Below are 17,488 nucleotides of genomic sequence, written 5' to 3' on the forward strand. Positions count from 1 at the left end.
TTAACGCTCTCTACATTGCTTTTAATGGGGAGCTTTTACAGCCCGCTACTCGCTGCCGCAGAATCGACTCAAACTGTTCAAGATGAATGGAAATTTACCCTGAAGAATGCCTATATCAACCGAGACTTTGACAATCCAAATCTCAAAGATACTGGCAGTTGGTCCCAAGCGGCATCCTTATTTTATAAATCCAAAATGCAGGAGACGCCACTGCAGATCGCAGATAAGCCGATCACCATTGGTGCAGATGCTTCGGTGCAATATGCAGTGCGTTTGAGCCAAGATAAACATGTCGCTGATACGGTCCTGCCCTTTGACACCCAAACACAGTCACAAGCATCTGACTATTTAAAATATGGTGCCACTTTAAAATTAGGCTATGACAAAACGTTATTGAGTGTGGGTGAACTCTGGTTGGATTTACCTGTGACAGCGGTGGATAGCAGCCGTCAGTTACTCACCTCTTATTGGGGGACAAATTTAAAGTCACAAATTTCTGATCAGCTATATGCCGAAATAGGAAGAATCGACAAAGTCTCTCCACGCAATGAAGAAGATTTTAAAAAGTTTTCCTTTACCGCAAATGGAAAAACCATTTACTCAGATGGCTTAAATTATCTGGATCTGCGCTATCAGCTCACGCCATCATTGAAGGCAGAATACTATTTTGGCAATTTAGAAGACTTATACAACAAGCATTATCTGGGAGTAGACCATCAGTGGAAACAGCCTAATTTTAGTCTTAATTCCAGATTTAAATATTTTAATGCCAAGAATGATGGTGCTAACTTCGATATCGATGCTCAAAATATTGGTTTGCTTGAAATGCTGAAAGTGAACAATCAGTCATTTGGTTTGGGTTATCAGCAAATTATCGGTGAATCGGCTTATCCCTTGCCTGATGGCTTCTTGCCTGAGACCTATTTTATTAACTGGAATGCGACGGGCTTCTTCAAAAAGAACGAAAAGTCTTATCACATGATGTATGGCTATGATTTCAAGAACTATGTTCCTGGTTTCAATGCTATGGTGAAATATGTCTATGGTCATGATTTTAAAGCCGCCAATGGTAAAAAAAATCATGAATCTGAATCCAATGTTATTCTCAACTACGCATTCCAACAGCCTTCTCTCAAAGGTTTTTCGCTACAGTACATCCGGATTGACTATAACGTGAAACATGGCAATGACTTTGGTGAAGATCGCCTATTTGTGAACTACAGTAAAAAATTCTAAACCGTCCTTTCAACTTTCTATTCTTTCATCATTTTCAATACAAAATAAAAAGGAACTTCATTTGAAGTTCCTTTTTATTCATCACGCTAATCGCTTAGATTTGTGATTGAATATAATTTTGCAGACCAATTAATTCAATTAAACGTAATTGTTTTTCTAACCAATACGTATGATCTTCTTCTGTATCAGAAAGCTGCTGACGCAACATGTCACGACTAATAAAATCGCCTTTTTCTTCACACAGTTTAATACCAACTGCAAGTTTTTCACGGACATGATATTCAAGTGCTAAATCTGCTTTTAAGCAGCTCACAACATCCGAACCCACATTGATATCTTCGCGGTTCATATTTGGTTGAGCACCGAGGAACAACACACGGCGAATGATTGAATCGGCATGAGACGCTTCTTCCTGCATTTCATGATCAATACGCTCATAAATTTTGCTCAAGCCCCAATCTTCGTACATTCTTGAATGAATTAAATATTGATCACGAGCAGCCAATTCACCGCCAATGAGCATATTTAAATAGTCGATGACTTCTGGATTGCCACGCATAATACTTACTCCTATCGAATGACAACATTATGGTCAACTTAAACCGAAATTGCAAAAACAAAAGTGTGTAAGTTTATGATTTTTATAAAATTAAAATGAGAAACATACGCATTTACAATTCGAATTGGCTAAATTTATCTAAATAAAATAAGCCTTTGCATATCATTTATGGCTTTAAAAAGTGATAATCCCATTGAAAATCATTTGTTTGATTTTTTGTAACCATTAGCAATGCTTCTTATTCCGCTGATGTTTTGATCAAAAAATCGTAAAAAATGACTGCTCAGCTGTTGTTTGTTTGAGCGAAATTCGGTAAATAACAGCAATCACAAAAACATAATGTGGAAACCACAATGGATAAAAGCAAACCAATTTTGGTCACTGGCGCGACGGGTTATATTGCAGGCTGGATTATTGAACGTCTGTTGAATCAAGGCTATACGGTTCATGCGACGGTGCGTGACCCATCCAAGAAAAATAAAATCCAGCATTTGTATGATCTTGCCGATCAATCATCAGGACAGATCCAGTTCTTCAAAGCAGATTTGCTTGAAGCAGGTTCATTCGATGAAGCCATGAAAGGTTGCGAAATCGTGATTCATACCGCATCGCCTTTCGTTGTCACCAATTATAAAGATGCTGTGAAGGACATCATTGAGCCTGCAGTGAAAGGCACAGAAAATGTTTTGAACAGTGTTAATCGTACTGAATCGGTAAAACGTGTCGTACTGACCTCAAGTATTGCATCGACCTATGGTGATGCGGTTGAGATTCAAAATACCGCCAATAATGAATTTGATGAAAGTCACTGGAACAATACCAGTAGCGAAACACATCAGCCTTATCCTTATTCAAAAGTCGCGGCAGAACGTAAAGCATGGGAAATGGCCGAGCAACAAAATCGTTGGGATCTGGTATGCATTAACCCAGCTTTAGTGATGGGGCCATCTCTGACCGATGCGAGTCAGTCAGGGAGTATTGAAGTATTACAACAATTTGGTAATGGCACGACCTTGTTCGGTGTTCCGCCAATGTGGAATGGAATTGTCGATGTTCGCGACGTTGCGGATGCACATGTCGCTGCGGCATTAAATCCACAAGCACAGGGCCGCTATATCATTTGTGGTGGCACACTCAGCTTATTGGACATGGGCAAGGCACTTACGCAGAAGTTTGGCTATAAGTTTCCATTCCCGCACTTTACTGTGCCAAAAACAGCCTTTTCTTTTGTTGCACCGATTCTCGGCCATTCACGTGAATTTGTAAAATTGAATATGGGTTATCCAATCTATTTTAATGCGCAGCGTAGTGAGAAAGATTTAGGGATTCAATATCGCGATATTCGTGAAAGTGTCTGTGAACATTTCCAGCAATTGCTGGATGACGGTATTGTGAAAAAATATATTTGATACAACATCATATAGGTATTCGACTCAAGTTATAAAATTGGATACTCGGAAACGTCATCCACAACCTGCGTGATACAAAAAAGAGACTTTTTCTGCGATAGATTAATCAATTGTAGGAAATGAACAGGTTTTGTGGATGACAATGCCTTTGCTTACTTTGGGCAAAACCAAAGTAAGTCCAGCTGAAAGCTTATCCTGAAATTGAGTGTAAACTCGGCAAGACTCTGTCAAGATAATTATTTCCCAGTCTCAGGATTTAATTAAATAGTCCCATTCAACTCACATTCATTGAATGGGCTTTTCTTGGTAGATTAAGCCTCGTATTGCGCCAAAAATTCCAAGAACTCTTGCTCATTCAAGACGCGAATATCTAACTTCTGCGCTTTATCCAGTTTACTGCCTGCTTTCTCACCTGCAACCACACATTTGGTTTTACTGGACACACTGCCACTGACACGTGCACCTAAAGCTTGAAGCTTCTGCGTCGCTTCATCACGCCCCATAGTTTCCAGTGTTCCTGTCACCACCCAACTCTCACCATTCAACGGTTGTCGTGTTGGTGCGGTTGGTGCATCCCAATGAATGCCTGCCGCCAATAAACGATCGAGTACCTCAAGGTTATGTGGTGCTTGGAAGAAATCAGCAATCCATTCAGCAGTTATATCACCGACATCAGGGGTTTTTTTCAGTGCTTCAATATCCGCAGCTTTCAGTGCCTCCAGCGTCTGGAAAGTATTGGCCAACATACGTGCTGTCGTCTCCCCTACGCCACGAATTCCCAGAGCATAAATAAAACGTGCCAAAGTGGTTTTCTTGCTCGCTTCAATCGCATCAATCAGATTTTGGACTGATTTCTCGCCCATTTTTTCGATGGTCAATAAAGTGTCACGATGCTCATGCAAATGATAAATATCAGCCACATCTTTGAGTAAGTTGAGATGCAGAAGTGATTCCACCCAACGATCACCTAAGCCTTCAATATCCAAGGCTTTACGCGAAACAAAATGACGAATTGCCTCAATACGCTGTGCCGCACAATATAAACCACCTGAGCAACGTGCCAATGCCTCACCTTCTGGCATGACCACAGGCGAATCACAGATTGGACAATTTTCAGGAAGATGCACCATTTCGGCATCCACAGGACGAAACTCCGCCCAGACTTTCTCAACTTTTGGAATCACATCACCCGTGCGGTAGACACTAACGGTATCCCCGACACGCACATCTAAACGATGAATTTCACCGATGTTATGCAAGGTCACATTGGACACTGTCACCCCACCAACAAAAACTGGTGCCAAACGCGCAACAGGCGTCAGTGTTCCAGTACGCCCCACTTGCCAGTCAATATTTTCCACTTTGGTGAGTGCAGCCTGTGCTGGGAATTTATAGGCCGTTGCCCAACGCGGTTCGCGACTCAAGAAACCCAATTGTTGTTGCTGTTTAAGGCTGTCGACCTTAATCACCATGCCATCAATTTCAACCTTGAGGTCTGGGCGTTCTTGTTGAATCTGTTCATAACGTTGTTGGACTTCTTCAATCGAAGCACAGAGGAACTGACGCTCTGCAATTTCAAAACCGAACTTGGTCAGCCAATGCAAACTATCGTGCATGGTCTCAAGTCCATGATTCGGTACACACTGCGCAATTCCATAGGCATAGAACGCCAATGGACGTGAGGCTGCAATGTTTGGGTCAAGCTGTCTTAAACTACCTGCTGCCGCATTCCGTGGATTGGCAAAGGTCTTATCGCCTTTAGCTTCCTGATCCGCATTGAGTTTTTCAAAGCCTTGCTTCGGCATCAACACTTCGCCACGCACTTCCAAGAAATCTGGAATCGCTTGATGCTGACTCGATAAAACTTTTGGCAAGTTGCGTATGGTTTTGACATTCTGGGTAATATCTTCGCCTGTCTCACCATCTCCACGGGTGACACCACGCACCAATACACCATGTTCATACCACAATGAAATCGCTAAACCATCCAGTTTCAGTTCAACATCATATTGGACCTTCTGGTTCGGTAAACGCTCGTCAATACGACGCGCAAAGGCAAACAAGTCTTCCTGATTAAAAACATTGCCCAATGACAACATGGGTACCGCATGGGTGACACTTTCAAATTTGGATAAGGCTTGCCCGCCTACTTTATTGGTCGGCGTATCTGCCTGAATACAGTCTGGATATTGTTGTTCTAAGGCTTTCAGTTGATGAAATAAATGGTCATATTCACTATCAGAAATGGAGGGTTGATCCATCACATAGTAAGCATGATTATGTTTTGCAATCAGTTGAATCAACTGACGCATTTGCTCAATAACTGAGTTGTGTTCCATTTAAATTTCACCATATAAAAGGGCGGAAAAACCGCCCTATAACTTTTTACTAAATTTAGTATATCGAACCTGAGGTAGACATGAAATATGATACTCAGAAATGTCATCTGCAACCTGCGTAATTTAAACAAGATAATGTTTTTGCAATAAAATCACTTTGATAAAAGTAGTGAACAGGTTTTGCAGATGACAATGGTTTTGCTTACTTTTGACGAAACAAAAGTAAGTCGAACCGAAGGTTTAATCCAAAATAGGATGAGAGCCTAACACGACTCCATTAAGCTCTTTATTTTTAAAAATTTAAAAACGGGTTAATCATACTAGAAAAAAGCTAATTAAACCGTTGCTTGATTTGGACGATAATCAATCACATGATGACGCCAATGTTCTTTCAACTGTGGGGTAAATTCCAGATTATTTTCATCATAAACCTTACCATCGACTTCACGCGCAATTAAGCCAGCAATACTGGTCATCATGTCATAACCCGTAACGGCCTTGCTGTTTGGTAATGCCAAGAAGAATGCAAGACCTTGTACTTGTTCGCCCGATAAAGTTTCTAAATCAAAACCTGCAGGACCATTATCAGTCATACGCAATACCGAGAACATCAAGGCACTTGGTTCATCGGTATTTTCATAACGATGGAAACACGACATTTCACCGAAACGTAAACCGTATTTCAATAATACTTTGAGTGCCTTATCACCAGACAAGGCACGACGTGGATTCGGATAAACATTCAGGGCAATAATTTGTTCTGCGGTTGCTAAGGCACTTTCGTCGTCGTAGCGCTGCTGTTCATGTAAATGTACATCCAGAATATTGCTTTCACCGTCGAATTCCTCAATTGCAACCGTTTCAATATTTGGATTCAAGCTCAGCTCTGCTTCAGCTTTACTTTCCTCAGCCTTGTCTGCTGCTACATCTTCAGAAACAACTTCAGTTTCAGACTCAGCGATTATTACTTGCTCTTTCTGTACAGCGTCAACCTCTACCACAGGTTCAGCTGTTGGTATTGTTGTTTGTTCTGTTTCTGCTGCAATGCTTGACGTATCAGCAGCTTTTTCAGCTTGAGGCACTGCTGGAATCGATTCAGTATTTAAACTTGGCTCAACACGCTCAGTTGTGGTCAGCACTTCATTTTGTAAAAGTTGATCGCGCACATGACGAGGAATGACAGGTTGCTGACTATCAGGATTAATATGTAAATCTGCTTCTAAAGACGGCTCAACTGGTTTTGGTTTTCTTAAAATCATGATTAAACCAACGAGCATAATCGCAACGGCGGCAACAATGCCTATTATTGTATTCATTTCCATACTAAGACTCCGCAACTAACCCGTATTCTTTTGCCTGTTCTAAATCGACAGTCACTAATTTTGATGTACCTGGTTCTGGCATGGTTACTCCAAGTAAATCAGTTGCCATGGTCATCGCCAGTTTATTATGTGTAATGTAAATGAATTGCACTTGTTCAGAAAGCTCTTTTACCAAATTACAATACCGTTGTACATTGGCATCATCAAGTGGCGCATCAACTTCGTCCAATACGCAAAATGGCGCAGGGTTCAATCTAAAGATGGCAAAGACCAGTGCCAAGGCCGTTAAGGTCTTTTCCCCCCCTGAAAGCAAGGCTAAAGAGCTATTGCGCTTTCCTGGTGGTCGTGCCATCAATTTCACACCTGACTGCCAATCATCTTCAAGGCTTAACGTCGCCTCACCGCCGCTAAACACCTTTGGAAACAGCACTTGTAGCTCTTGATTGACCTGATCAAAAGTCGTCATAAACAGTTTACGCGTTTCCTGATCAATGCTTTTCATCGCATCTTTGAGCTGATCGACGGTATTTTGCAGATCCTGCATCTGATGGCTGAGTTCATCAAAACGTTGCGACACTTCTTCATATTCTTGTGAGGCTGCCAGATTGACCGCACCAATTTTTTCAAATTGCTGCTGTGCCTTTTCCAGTTTTTGTTGATGGTCTTTAATTCCAATCGACAGATCAGCTAAAACTTCTGCATTCAACTCCTTGAGTTGTTCCAGATAATGCTCACGATCTGATTTTGCAGCCTGCCACGCTAAACGCTTTTGTTCCAACTGCTCACGCACCTGCTCGTCTTTCTGCTGAGCCTGATGACGCTGTTCAGTGAGTTGCTGTTGCTTCTCTTGGACTTGATTGAGTTCAAGCTGCCATTCATTCCACGTTTTTTGCAGCTTTTCTGTTTGCTGAAATTGCTCGTGGAATTGCGACTCTAAATTTGGCAGTTCAAGCTGAATCGGGTCAACAAATTTCTTGGCCTGCTCAATTTGTTCAATGATTTGACGATATTGTGTTTTCAGGAACGAGATATCTTTCTCTAACAATTCAATTTGCTGATTGGCCTGAGATGTTTGACGACGCAAACTTTCACGTTGTTGTAATTGTTGACTAAGCTGTTGCTGTTGTTCATCTAACTGTTCATTGAGATGTTCAACCTGAAACTGCAAGGTCTTGTAATTGGGTAATACCGTTTCCAGCTTGATTGCCAATGCATGTAGATCAATTTCCAGATCATCCCGTTGCATCGCATCTTCTTCAAGTTGCACATCCAACTGCTTGAGTTGGTCAGCAAGTTGCTGTTGCTGTATGACAAATGCCTGCGCTGTACTTTGTAATTTGGCAATCTGTACATCCAACTGTTGCAGCTCTTTTTGCTTTAGTTTCAGGCTTTGCTGCTGTTGCTGCAAGCTGTGCTGATGCTGTTGTAAAGTTTGCTGCTGTTGGGAGAATTGAGTTTCCAGTTCATGTAACTGTGGTTGTTTCTGCGCAAGTTGCTGTTCAATTTCCTCTAAACGCACTTGATGACTGAGCATGCCCTGCGCAGTTTGACTGTCTTCATCATAATGCAACGCAATAACCCAATCGGCACCGACATGATAACCATCCAGTGTTAGAATCGACTGTGCTTGATTGAGATCCGCTTGATGTTCCAATGCAGCCGCTAAGGTGTCAGTTACAGCAACATTTGCCCATAATGATGATTGGGGTGCTTCAATCCAGTCTGATAGATATTTTAAATCTCCCCTAACCCCTCTTTGAAAAAGAGGAGAACTCCCCCCTTTATCAAAGGGATGAGGAACGGTTGTAGTTCCGCAAGAGGGATTTCTTAACTGTCTCGCCACACCTTCTTGAAATGGTTGTTCGCCTTCCAATAAATGCGCTTGCAACCACTTGGCTAGGAATTTTTCAATAATCGTCGCATGGCTTTTACCTTGAACTGTCAAACGCAAACCCTGCATCAGACGAGTCACATTTTGATTCTGTTTCGGACTTTGCTTTGCAACGAGTTGATTCAAATTCTTTTGTTCAGCCAGTAAAACTTGAATCTCTGTTTTCAAGCTCTGTACATCAGTCTTTTGCAACTGTTGCTGATCTTGCTGGATCTGTAGATTTTGCTGTAACTGTTCAATCTCAGTTTCTAATACAGCAATCTCTTGTTGAAGATGTTGCTGTAATTGTTCGAGTTGAGCTTGTTCATCATCTTGAACTTGTGCACGAATTTGGCTGCTTTGTGCTTGCAATGTCTGCTTTTGCTGTTCAATTCGCAGCACATTTTTACCTAGCTGTTCAATTTGCGCAGCCATCTGCAACTTTTGCTGTTGTTGCTGATCGACCTGTGTTTTAAGTTGCTCAAATTGCTGCTGTGCTTGCTTTTGTTGTGTCTGAATATCAGTAAAATTCTGTTCTGCTGTTTGTGTGTGCTGTTCTAACGCCAGCAATGTTTCATTCTGCTCATCAAATTGGGTCGTTAAAGTTTCGACTTGTAACTCTGATAGTTGCAAACGCTCTTTGGTTTGGACTTTCTGCTGTTCAAGCTGAACCAGACTCGTGCTATTTTGTTGAAACAGACTCTGTTTCTGCTCCAACGTCATTTTCAACTCAGCTAGCTTTTTTTCTGCCTTTTGCCATTCTTGCTGCAAAGGTGAAGATTGCTGAATCAGGCGTTGAAATAAAGCACTGGTCGCTTCCAGATCATGTTCAATGGTCTGTGACTCAGAACGAACCAGTTTAAAGTTTTCACCCAGTGCCGTCATTTCAACGGTATATTCTTGCTGTAATTTCTGACTTTGATTGGCTTGGAAGGACAAAATCTCGATTTTTAAAGTACGGATCTGACCTTCTAAAGTTTTATATTGAATCGCAGCTTCAGATTGACGTTTCAAACTTCTCAGCTGTGATTTCAGCTCCGCGGCGATGTCATCCAATCGCGCCAGATTTTGTTCAGTGTGTTCTAAGTGCTGTAAAGTCTCTCGACGGCGTGCTTGATAACGCGATACCCCTGCTGCTTCTTCGATAAACACGCGCATTTCTTCTGGCTTGGCATCAACCAGACGGTTAATCATACCCTGCTCAATGACAGCGTAGGAACGTGGCCCCAAACCGGTTCCCAAGAAAATATCGGTAATATCACGACGACGGCAACGGGTGCCATTCAAGAAATATTCAGACTTACCTTCACGCGTAACTTGGCGACGCACGGCCAGCTCATTATAGGCATTATAGGCCCCACCTAATTTGCCATAGGTATTGTCAAAACGAAGTTCTACACTGGCAACACCAACAGGTTTACGCTTGGCCGTGCCGGTAAAAATGACATCCTGCATACTGCCGCCACGCAATTGACGTGCGTTGGACTCGCCCATAACCCAGCGAATCGCATCAATGACATTCGATTTACCGCAACCGTTCGGCCCAACCACCGCAGTACGGTTTGCCTTAAAATGTAATGTTGTACTATCGGCAAAAGATTTAAAGCCTGAAAGTTTTAAACTGCTTAAACGCATACTGCCCTAACTAGCGGCGTGAGCGTCTAGCCCAAGCCAATTCAATCTGTTTCATACGTGTCAGAGATTCCAACACAAGGTTGCGCAAGTGTCGACAAAAATCTTCCATAAATAAAGCAGCTTGTTGTGATTTTCGGATCAAAATAGCATCAATCACAAGTTTAAATAGGGTAAATGACTCTTGTAGCTCACGACGTGAGGTATTCAAGGTTAAAAAATAACTACGACGTAATGAAGGCAATAGTTCTTTATAGAACTGCATCAAGTAGGGATTTGCCACCATATCGTGTTGTTCAGCCAGATATTTAAAAATCGCATCGTAAAATTTTTCAATATCCCCCGCACGAACAAACTCGACCAGTTGATCCAATAACGCTTGTAGTTGCTCCGCTTCATTCACACGCCAAGTTTCGCTAATGCGTTGCACAATATGTCCCAACACCATCACATTGGTGTCAAATAATGCTTTGACTTGTTGTGCTGACATCTCAGAGACAATCGCCCCACGACGCGGAAAAATTTCAATTAAATAGGTACGTTCTAGTAACAACAATGCCTCACGAACTGAGCCACGACTGACATCCAATTCTTTCGCAATGCGCAGCTCTTGAATACGTTCGCCTTCAACCAGCTCACCGCTAATAATTTGTTCACTAATATATTTTGCAATCTGTTCAGAAAGACTATCAGCCTCTTCGAGATTCATGAGCCCCTCGCTATCATTGTTATACGCATTGTCCAATGCTCTTTGCGCTTTTTTGTTTTAACTGATCTGGCCCCATAAATTCTATATCATTGTCTGACAATTTTATTGCTTTTTAAGCCAATCGTTATAAAAATTTAGGAAAAATTCTCAATCCTTGTAAAAGAATAAAGATTTTATCTTTAAAATATCAATACATTATCTAATTGAGTCTCCCTTCAACCATATATCTGAAACATCTTCTTTTATCGCTTTTTAATTGATGTAAATCACAAAAAATAATATTTTCATAAAAAATATCACAGTTTAAATTCGCTGCTGAATGACTCAGTGGGCATATAGATGAGTAAAAGCATGGGTGTTCATCAAGCCATTAATATTGCAATTTTTGGGCTCAGTCTCAGAACATTAAATGAGTTAAAACAGCAAGTTCAAACGGCTGTTCCTCATCATGTGCAAATTAATTGGAGTAATATTGCCGAACCGCAACTTGATATCTTAATGATCAATCATGTGTTTTTTGACTCTCCTAATATCAAAAGCCTGCTGCAAAATAACAGGATCAATGTCCTCAAAATCGCCAATGATGCAGATAAAAATAGTGCTATAGAAAATGACACCTTGTTTCTGCCGCTGAATCACCTTCACTCCTTACACCACTGGCTTAGCCTTCGGCTGAATACGGGTTTAGACCAAGATCAGGTCATGCTTGAAGAAGATGCATCTCCTCTATTCCACCGCAAACAAATTAAACAGGTACTGCAAGAAATCCAAAACCCTAAAAATGGCAAGATACAGCTTTTTGATAGTCAGGGTTTACTTGCGATTGCAGATCCACGCAATGAATGGCTTTGGCAAAATCCTGAATATCAGTCTTTTCAAACTGATCCAAGTTTAAATTACACCTACGCCACTCAAAATGATCAGCATTGGATTGCCGATGCACCACAACAAGATTTAAAACAATGGCTATGGCATCTCTTGTGGACATCTATGGACTTTGAAGAATTGTGTCCCCCTTCTGCTTCCAGTTTTTATCTGGATGTCTGGCCACAACCAAAGCATAAAATGGATCGTCAAGATATCCTGCGCATGTCAGCGTGCTTTGCCCAAGGTGCACAAATCAGCATCGTTGCCAGTCAATTGAATCTACCTGAACAAAAAGTACGGCATTTCGTTGCTGCTTGTTTAGGTGCAAACTGTGGAAAACTGATTAAAGACCCAGAAGCGAAATATCGTCCCCAAAATCAGCAGAACGAGACAGAACAGCATTTTATGAAAAAACTGTTTGGTCGACTCCGTCATCGCTTAGGCTTTTAATCAAGGTTACAGATATGATCTTACACCAATATAAAATTGTCTTCGGTGGCACGATGGGCTCGGGTAAGTCCACAGCAATCAAAGCTTTATCTGAAATTGAGGTGCTGAGTACGGAGGCACTGAATACAGATACCGAATCACATGAAAAACGGCTCACCACTGTTGGCATTGATTATGGTGAGCTGACCTTGGATGATGGGGTCAAAGTCGGTTTATATGGCACACCAGGTCAAGACCGCTTTGATTTTATCTGGTCGGTGATTTGCAAAGGCGCAATGGGTACGATTGTAATGATAGATCATGCTGCTGAAAATCCGCTGCTTGATTTAGCGCAATATATTCAAGCATTCCAACCCTTTGGCAATAATATCGTAGTTGCAGTGACTCATATTGATCGTATGCCTGAACGCACACGATCAATTTATCGAGAATGGCAAGCAGCACAAGGATTAAATTATCCCTTGTTTTTTATCGATGCACGCCAGCAAGATGATGTACTTCTTCTGGTCGAAACCTTGATCGCAACTATTGAAGTAAATTATGGACTAACCCACTAAACGAACTTAGACCAAGCCTTTATAGATAAAATAACTACCGACCACTACCAACAGGCCTGCAAAACATTTTTTCAGCATGGCTGGCGATAAACGATGTGCAACTTTGGCACCGAATTTTGCAGTGATAAAGCTCATTACACTAATGCCCAAGAACGCATAGATATGGATATAGCCAATGGTATTCGGTACGTCAATCTGCTCTTTCGCGCCAAACCACATAAAACCGAGTGCACCCGCAACCGCGATCGGTAAACCACACGCTGCTGAGGTTGCGACTGCCTTTTGCATCACCACACCATGACGATTGAGATAAGGCACGGTTAAGCTGCCACCACCAATCCCAAAAATCGCTGATGCCACGCCAATGCCCCCACCCGCAGCAAGCTGTAAAGGCGCTGACGGTAAATGACGATTTGGGTTAACAATAGCATTCGCGCCCCTAAACATCTTATACGCCATCCAGACTGCGAAGACACCAATCACCAACTGTAAATGCTGTCCCGACATCAAATCAGCGATCCCTGCGCCAAGGAATGAACCGAGTACCAAACCTGGTGCTAAATTACGGAATACCGACCAAAGTACCGCTCCTTTTTTATGATGCGCCATCACCGAACTGATCGACGTCACTATAATGGTTGCTAATGATGTTCCAACTGCAATATGCATAATGACATTGGGGTCATAATTCATTTGAGTAAAGACAATATATAAAATTGGCACAATAATTAGGCCACCACCCACACCAAATAGCCCCGCAGTAAATCCAGCAATTGCGCCAATCAGCAAATATATGATTAACTCCATAAACACATGACCACTCTACTTGTAAAAATGATGGATGATTTCGCAACCCGCCAGCTTCAACAATTATTGAACGCAAAAAATCAGTTTCCAGAAGTGGTGCTACTCAAAACAACCACAACCTCGACCAATGATGATATACGTGAAATTGCACAAAAAGGCATTACAACAGGATTGGTATGCAGTGCACAACAAACACAAGGTCGCGGTCAACACCAACGACAATGGGCCTCTCCTGAGGGCAATATTTATTTAAGCACACTGATTCAAACCAAGACAGCACTGGATGGTCGTCTTGCGCTTGAAGTTGCGTTGAATATTCTACAGATGCCGAGCTTGCGTGGTTTGACCTTACAAGTCAAATGGCCAAATGATTTATACAGCCTCCAAGGTAAATGGGGCGGGATTTTGGTTGAACCTATTTCCCCTCATCAAGCCATTGTTGGAGTTGGGATTAATTTAAATACCCCACCCGTTGAAAATGCAGATCAACCGATTACTTCATTAGCGATGCTAGGTTTAGCTCAAATTGATCGTTTAACGCTAATTGCTGAACTCTACACAGCAATTCAACAAGCAGCACAATGGTTTGAACATGGCAGCTATAATTTAGCGGAACGCTTTAACCATCACGCGATTTGGCTCAATCAACAAGTTGAATTTGAATATACGCAAGGCAAAATTCAGGGACTGTTTCAAGGGATCAATAATGACGGTGCGGTACTGATCAAAACTGATCAGACTCAACAATTCTATCAAGGCCGTTTGCGTCTCGCTTCGATTTGAGGAAATGATGATTCTATGAAAAGTTTATGGCTGGACATTGGTAATACCCGCTTAAAATACTGGATCACGGCACACGATCAAGTGATCGAACATGCTGCCGAGCTCCATCTACAATCGCCTGCTGACCTATTGCTGGGATTGATTCAACACTTTCGCCATCAAAATTTAAGTCGTGTCGGAATCTCTTCCGTTCTAGATTCGGAGAATAATCAACGTATTCAGATGATTCTCGACATTCTGGATATTCCGATTATTTTTGCCAAAGTCCATGCGGAGTATGCTGGGCTGCACTGTGGCTATGATGTCCCAAGCCAGCTCGGGATTGACCGTTGGTTGCAAGTTTTGGCGATGGCGAAGCCTGACGAAAACTTTTGTGTAATTGGTTGTGGTACGGCACTGACCATTGATCTGGTCGAAGGATTACAGCATTTAGGTGGTTATATTCTGCCAAATTTATATTTGCAGCGAGATTCACTGATCCAGAATACCAAAGGCATCAAGATTCCTGATTCAGCTTTTGATAATTTAAAACCTGGGCATAATACTGTCGATGCAGTCCATCACGGTATTTTGCTTGGCCTAATCAGTAGCATCGATCAAATTATGCAACAATCGCCTAAAAAGTTGATCTTAACAGGTGGCGATGCGAGCTTATTTTCTAAATTCCTCAGTCATTATCAGCCTCAAGTTGAATCCGACTTGTTGCTTAAAGGCTTAAGATATTATGTTCAACTCAATTCTGCTTTCACTAAAGTTTGAATCGCCTGCAATAACTGTGGAAACTCATTAACACCATCTTCACGACGGAAATGCCCAGCTTGAGCCACCTCAATCAACTGGGCATTCAGTAAGTTGGAAAATTTAAACGTTAAAGGAACAGGTACAATTGGATTATTGCTGGAAAAGAAAACCAGTCGTCGTTTGATATTGGCACGCAAGATCCCGCTCTCAAAAGGTGAATGCTCAATTAAAGCATTGAATTCTGGATGGTTGGATATTGCATCATTAAACCCTGCAATAAAAATCCCTGCTTTCAATGTCGTTTGCTGTAATTTTTTTGCTAAAAATCGGGCGACAGCCACACAAGATGAACCATGTGCGACCACGATACTGTGCTCATTCAAGCCTTTTAACTGCGCTTCCAAACACGTTTGCCAAATCTCAGCTTCAGGATGGCTTGCATCAGCAAGAAAAATACGTTCAACCCCAACCGTTTCACTTTTCAATTGCTGTTCTAACCAGAGATACCAGTGCTGTTCTGGATCGGCATTCTCACAATGCAGAATAAATACATTATTTTTTGAATTATGTGACATATTTAACACTACTTTTCAATATAAAACATAGGCTTACTTTTAATTTTCTTATTTTTAAATTCAATTTAATGTTGATATTTTGTATTAAATTTATACAGCAGACCTCATTTCAATAGATTAAAAAAGGCGCATTAAGCGCCTTTTTAGGAAATCAACAGAACTTACTTTTTCTGGTCATTGCTGCCAAATAAAGGGCCCATATTACCGCCGCCGCCGCCGAATTGTTTTTGCATATTGCCTAATGATTTCAGCATTTTGCTCATCCCTGATGGATTGGCAAATTTCTTCATCATCTTCGCCATTTGCGCTTGTTGCTTGATCAGCTTATTGACTTCAGCCACATCCATACCACAACCTGCAGCAATACGCTTTTTACGGCTTGGATTCATCAGATCAGGATTACGACGTTCTTTGATCGTCATCGACTGAATAATGGCTTCCATACGCTTGACTTGCTTTTCAGGATTAGCTTTTTCAATCGCGTCTTGAATACCTGCATTACTCATACCAGGTAACTTATCCAAGAAACCCATCATGCCGCCCATTTTGCTCATTTGCTCAAACTGCATCAGCATATCTTCAAAGTTGAAGGTTCCGCCTTTCTGCAATTTTTTCGCCATTTTTTCGGCTTTTTCTTTGTCGATCTTGCGTTCAACTTCTTCGACCAAAGAAAGGACGTCACCCATGCCCAAGATACGTTGTGCAACACGATCTGGATGGAATGGCTCAAGTGCATCTAGTTTTTCACCAATACCCAAGAACTTGATTGGCTTGCCTGTGATGGCACGAACAGAAAGTGCTGCACCACCGCGTGCATCACCATCCGTCTTAGTCAGAATTACACCTGTCAAAGCCAAAGCATCATTAAACGCTTTTGCTGTATTGGCAGCATCCTGACCTGTCATCGCATCAACGACGAATAAAGTCTCGGTTGGTTTCACCGCAGCATGTAATTCTTTAATCTCATCCATCATGTCTTCATCGACATGTAGACGACCCGCAGTATCGACAATCAAGACATCCGCAAACTGGATTTTCGCTTGCTCGATAGCACGATTAACAATATCAATTGGCTTTTCAGATGCTTCTGATGGAATGAAACCAACGCCAACTTCATTCGATACTGTTTCTAACTGCTTGATTGCTGCTGGACGATACACGTCAGCAGAAACGGTCATGACTTTTTTCTTTTGGCGTTCTTTCAAGAAACGCGCTAATTTTGCTGCAGTTGTGGTTTTACCCGCCCCTTGTAAACCAGCGAGTAATACCACTACAGGCGGTTTTGCGCTTAGATCTAAACTCTCATTTGCCTCACCCATCATCTTGGTGAGTTCATCATAGACAATCTTTACAAATGCCTGACCTGGAGAAAGCTGAGTCATCACTTCCTGCCCAAGCGCTTCGTCCTTCACCTTCGCGATAAATTCACGAGTTACAGGTAACGCCACATCGGCTTCAAGAAGTGCCATACGTACTTCACGTAGGGTATCTTTAATATTGTCTTCGGTCAGCTGCCCTGAGCCAGTAACATTTCTTAAACTCTGTGTGAGTCGTTCTGTTAAGGTATCAAACATTGCGAAATCCGCTTAAAATGGCTAGTTGCAAAAAAATCTTTCTTAAAATAGAAAATTT

The 17,488-nt window shown here is 41.8% G+C and carries 14 protein-coding genes; 6 read left to right on the forward strand and 8 right to left on the reverse strand.

Annotated features, from left to right (window positions below; translation table 11 throughout):
* Positions 1 to 24 precede the first annotated feature (24 nt).
* Positions 25 to 1,236, forward strand: coding sequence for an OprD family outer membrane porin (locus MMO42_RS12380; protein WP_241320821.1), 1,212 nt, complete (start codon positions 25 to 27; stop codon positions 1,234 to 1,236).
* 94 nt (positions 1,237 to 1,330) lie between these two features.
* Here MMO42_RS12380 and bfr read toward each other — a convergent pair whose 3' ends face one another.
* Positions 1,331 to 1,795 carry a bacterioferritin gene (bfr, locus tag MMO42_RS12385; RefSeq protein ID WP_005292124.1) on the reverse strand — a complete coding sequence of 155 codons (465 nt, stop codon included), beginning with the start codon at positions 1,793 to 1,795 and terminating at the stop codon, positions 1,331 to 1,333.
* A gap of 353 nt (positions 1,796 to 2,148) precedes the next feature.
* On the opposite strand from bfr, the gene MMO42_RS12390 reads away from it, so the two are divergent.
* Positions 2,149 to 3,204, forward strand: a complete 1,056-nt coding sequence (locus tag MMO42_RS12390; protein ID WP_241320737.1) for an aldehyde reductase — start codon at positions 2,149 to 2,151, stop codon at positions 3,202 to 3,204.
* A 311-nt stretch (positions 3,205 to 3,515) separates the two neighbouring features.
* Here MMO42_RS12390 and ligA read toward each other — a convergent pair whose 3' ends face one another.
* The 4 genes from ligA to MMO42_RS12410 form a co-directional block, all read right to left on the reverse strand.
* Entirely contained in the window at positions 3,516 to 5,543 is a 2,028-nt protein-coding gene (gene ligA / locus MMO42_RS12395; protein WP_241320738.1) for an NAD-dependent DNA ligase LigA, read from the reverse strand.
* A gap of 335 nt (positions 5,544 to 5,878) precedes the next feature.
* Complete coding sequence (locus MMO42_RS12400; protein ID WP_241320739.1) at positions 5,879 to 6,865, reverse strand: cell division protein ZipA C-terminal FtsZ-binding domain-containing protein; 987 nt, start codon at positions 6,863 to 6,865, stop codon at positions 5,879 to 5,881.
* A gap of 1 nt (position 6,866) precedes the next feature.
* Positions 6,867 to 10,370: a chromosome segregation protein SMC gene (gene smc, locus MMO42_RS12405; protein ID WP_241320740.1), complete on the reverse strand. Its 3,504-nt coding sequence runs from the start codon at positions 10,368 to 10,370 to the stop codon at positions 6,867 to 6,869.
* A gap of 10 nt (positions 10,371 to 10,380) precedes the next feature.
* A complete protein-coding gene (locus tag MMO42_RS12410; protein WP_005151133.1) occupies positions 10,381 to 11,076 on the reverse strand; it encodes a GntR family transcriptional regulator in 696 nt (231 codons plus the stop codon).
* A gap of 351 nt (positions 11,077 to 11,427) precedes the next feature.
* On the opposite strand from MMO42_RS12410, the gene MMO42_RS12415 reads away from it, so the two are divergent.
* Both MMO42_RS12415 and MMO42_RS12420 read left to right on the forward strand, forming a co-directional pair.
* Positions 11,428 to 12,393, forward strand: coding sequence for a hypothetical protein (locus tag MMO42_RS12415; protein WP_241320822.1), 966 nt, complete (start codon positions 11,428 to 11,430; stop codon positions 12,391 to 12,393).
* Positions 12,394 to 12,407: 14 nt separating this feature from the next.
* Positions 12,408 to 12,950, forward strand: a complete 543-nt coding sequence (locus MMO42_RS12420; RefSeq protein WP_241320741.1) for an ATP/GTP-binding protein — start codon at positions 12,408 to 12,410, stop codon at positions 12,948 to 12,950.
* A gap of 6 nt (positions 12,951 to 12,956) precedes the next feature.
* On the opposite strand, the gene MMO42_RS12425 is transcribed toward MMO42_RS12420, so the two are convergent.
* Entirely contained in the window at positions 12,957 to 13,757 is an 801-nt protein-coding gene (locus tag MMO42_RS12425; RefSeq protein WP_241320742.1) for a sulfite exporter TauE/SafE family protein, read from the reverse strand.
* A 6-nt stretch (positions 13,758 to 13,763) separates the two neighbouring features.
* Here MMO42_RS12425 and MMO42_RS12430 point away from each other — a divergent pair, with 6 nt between their 5' ends.
* Together MMO42_RS12430 and MMO42_RS12435 are read left to right on the forward strand one after the other, a co-directional pair.
* Positions 13,764 to 14,540 carry a biotin--[acetyl-CoA-carboxylase] ligase gene (locus MMO42_RS12430; RefSeq protein ID WP_241320743.1) on the forward strand — a complete coding sequence of 259 codons (777 nt, stop codon included), beginning with the start codon at positions 13,764 to 13,766 and terminating at the stop codon, positions 14,538 to 14,540.
* A 15-nt stretch (positions 14,541 to 14,555) separates the two neighbouring features.
* Positions 14,556 to 15,299 carry a pantothenate kinase gene (locus MMO42_RS12435; RefSeq protein ID WP_005292105.1) on the forward strand — a complete coding sequence of 248 codons (744 nt, stop codon included), beginning with the start codon at positions 14,556 to 14,558 and terminating at the stop codon, positions 15,297 to 15,299.
* On the opposite strand, the gene MMO42_RS12440 is transcribed toward MMO42_RS12435, so the two are convergent.
* Both MMO42_RS12440 and ffh read right to left on the reverse strand, forming a co-directional pair.
* On the reverse strand, positions 15,269 to 15,856 hold the full coding sequence (locus MMO42_RS12440; RefSeq protein WP_005292102.1) for an alpha/beta hydrolase: 588 nt from the start codon (positions 15,854 to 15,856) through the stop codon (positions 15,269 to 15,271). The genes MMO42_RS12435 and MMO42_RS12440 overlap by 31 nt on opposite strands.
* 161 nt (positions 15,857 to 16,017) lie before the next feature.
* Positions 16,018 to 17,430 carry a signal recognition particle protein gene (ffh, locus tag MMO42_RS12445; protein ID WP_241320744.1) on the reverse strand — a complete coding sequence of 471 codons (1,413 nt, stop codon included), beginning with the start codon at positions 17,428 to 17,430 and terminating at the stop codon, positions 16,018 to 16,020.
* Between the last annotated feature and the right edge of the window lie 58 nt (positions 17,431 to 17,488).

Source organism: Acinetobacter sp. ANC 3882 (assembly GCF_022549545.1).
In the GTDB taxonomy this organism is placed as follows: Bacteria; Pseudomonadota; Gammaproteobacteria; order Pseudomonadales; family Moraxellaceae; genus Acinetobacter.

Coding starts and splice junctions, on each gene's coding strand:
- MMO42_RS12415 (WP_241320822.1), top strand. CDS start 11,428: ATGGGTGTTCATCAAGCCATTAATATTGCAATTTTTGGGCTCAGTCTC.
- MMO42_RS12425 (WP_241320742.1), bottom strand. CDS start 13,757: ATGGAGTTAATCATATATTTGCTGATTGGCGCAATTGCTGGATTTACT.
- MMO42_RS12400 (WP_241320739.1), bottom strand. CDS start 6,865: ATGGAAATGAATACAATAATAGGCATTGTTGCCGCCGTTGCGATTATG.
- MMO42_RS12410 (WP_005151133.1), bottom strand. CDS start 11,076: ATGAATCTCGAAGAGGCTGATAGTCTTTCTGAACAGATTGCAAAATAT.
- MMO42_RS12435 (WP_005292105.1), top strand. CDS start 14,556: ATGAAAAGTTTATGGCTGGACATTGGTAATACCCGCTTAAAATACTGG.
- bfr (WP_005292124.1), bottom strand. CDS start 1,795: ATGCGTGGCAATCCAGAAGTCATCGACTATTTAAATATGCTCATTGGC.
- ligA (WP_241320738.1), bottom strand. CDS start 5,543: ATGGAACACAACTCAGTTATTGAGCAAATGCGTCAGTTGATTCAACTG.
- ffh (WP_241320744.1), bottom strand. CDS start 17,430: ATGTTTGATACCTTAACAGAACGACTCACACAGAGTTTAAGAAATGTT.
- MMO42_RS12430 (WP_241320743.1), top strand. CDS start 13,764: ATGACCACTCTACTTGTAAAAATGATGGATGATTTCGCAACCCGCCAG.
- MMO42_RS12380 (WP_241320821.1), top strand. CDS start 25: ATGGGGAGCTTTTACAGCCCGCTACTCGCTGCCGCAGAATCGACTCAA.
- smc (WP_241320740.1), bottom strand. CDS start 10,370: ATGCGTTTAAGCAGTTTAAAACTTTCAGGCTTTAAATCTTTTGCCGAT.
- MMO42_RS12420 (WP_241320741.1), top strand. CDS start 12,408: ATGATCTTACACCAATATAAAATTGTCTTCGGTGGCACGATGGGCTCG.
- MMO42_RS12440 (WP_005292102.1), bottom strand. CDS start 15,856: ATGTCACATAATTCAAAAAATAATGTATTTATTCTGCATTGTGAGAAT.
- MMO42_RS12390 (WP_241320737.1), top strand. CDS start 2,149: ATGGATAAAAGCAAACCAATTTTGGTCACTGGCGCGACGGGTTATATT.